At 66.7% G+C, this 1323-nt stretch carries 2 protein-coding genes; both read right to left on the minus strand.

The window, feature by feature from the left end; genetic code table 11:
- Positions 1–33: 33 nt before the first annotated feature.
- The gene (locus ACIBJF_RS53470) at positions 34–942 is read right to left on the minus strand and encodes an IS3 family transposase (protein ID WP_399185124.1); all 909 of its coding nucleotides are present in this window, start codon (positions 940–942) and stop codon (positions 34–36) included.
- 5 nt (positions 943–947) lie between these two features.
- The gene (locus ACIBJF_RS53475) at positions 948–1253 is read right to left on the minus strand and encodes a transposase (protein ID WP_371572347.1); all 306 of its coding nucleotides are present in this window, start codon (positions 1251–1253) and stop codon (positions 948–950) included.
- Positions 1254–1323 lie beyond the last annotated feature (70 nt).

Raw genomic sequence — 1323 nt, forward strand, 5'->3', positions numbered from 1 at the left:
TGAAGTTCCCCCCGCGAACTGGACAGCGGGTGTTTACGCTGCCGGGACGAGGTTCTGCCTGAGCAAGGATCTCGTTTCGAGCGGGGTGACGTACCCGTAGTCGGGGTGCCGACGGAGCCGGCTGCGGTTGTACTCGACCTCGACGTAGTGGAAAACGTCGGCCCGGGCGGCCTCGCGGGTCTCCCACATGGTCGTCCCGATCTCCGCTTTCAGGATGGCGAACCAGCTTTCCGCGGCGGCATTATCGTAACAAGAGCCGACGCGCCCCATCGACTGCCTCATGCGCAACTTGCGTATTTCGCTGCGGAATTCGTCACTCGTGTACTCGCTGCCGCGATCCGTATGCATGACGCAACCCTGCTCCAGGCCGCCACGCCCGGCCGCCATCCGCAAGGCGGCGACCGGCAGCTCGGCGCGGTGGTGGTCGGCCATCGCCCAGCCGACCACCTCCCGCGTCGCGAGATCGATACAGGTCGCCAGATACAACTTCCCTTCCAGCGTGCTGAGTTCAGTCATGTCGCCGACGAGCCGCATCCCGGGCCGGGGCGCGGTGAAGTCCCGGCCGATCAGGTCGAGCGCGAACACCGCCCGCTTCGCCTGCCGGGTCAGGCCCCGCCGCCGGCGGCGGGTGATCCCGACGATCCGGTGCTTGCGCATCAGCCGCTCGATCTTCTTGGAGTTCACCACCCGCCCGGCCCGCCGCAGGGCGGCGTGGATCCGCGGAGCCCCGTAGGCACCGCGAGATCCGGCGTGAAGCACCCGGATCTCGCCCACCAGCACCTCCTCGGCCCGCTCCCGCACCGTCCGGGCCGGCCGTGACGCCCTGTGCGCGTAGTAGGTGGAACGGGGCACTCCCAGCACACGGCACAGAAACGCAACGCTGTGACCTGCAGGATTACCCTCCGATGCCTTCTCCGCATCGATGAAACGACACCGTGCCACGGTGTCTACCTCATCTTGTCCTGAGCGAAGAAGGCGGTCGCTTTTCCCAGAACCTCGATCGTGGCCTCCTGCTCGCGAACCTTCCGCCGCAGCCGGACCAACTCCTCACGCTCCGCAGTGGTCAAAGCCCCGGCGGGTCCCTCACCGCGGTCGACCTTCGCCTGCTTCACCCACCCGCGCAGCCCTTCCGGACTCACACCCAGATCCCTCGCGACCTCGGTGACCGTCTTCTCCGAGGACAACGCCAAGGCCACCGCGTCCCGCTTGAACTCGGCCGTGTACCGCTTACTCATGTTGCTCTTGCTACTCACTACCTGTGACTGCTTCCTCCGGGACCATCCGTCCCAGTATCAAGCTGTCCGGCCGGCAGGGGGAACCTCA

Source organism: Streptomyces sp. NPDC050743, from assembly GCF_044456925.1.
Lineage (GTDB): Bacteria > Actinomycetota > Actinomycetes > Streptomycetales > Streptomycetaceae > Streptomyces.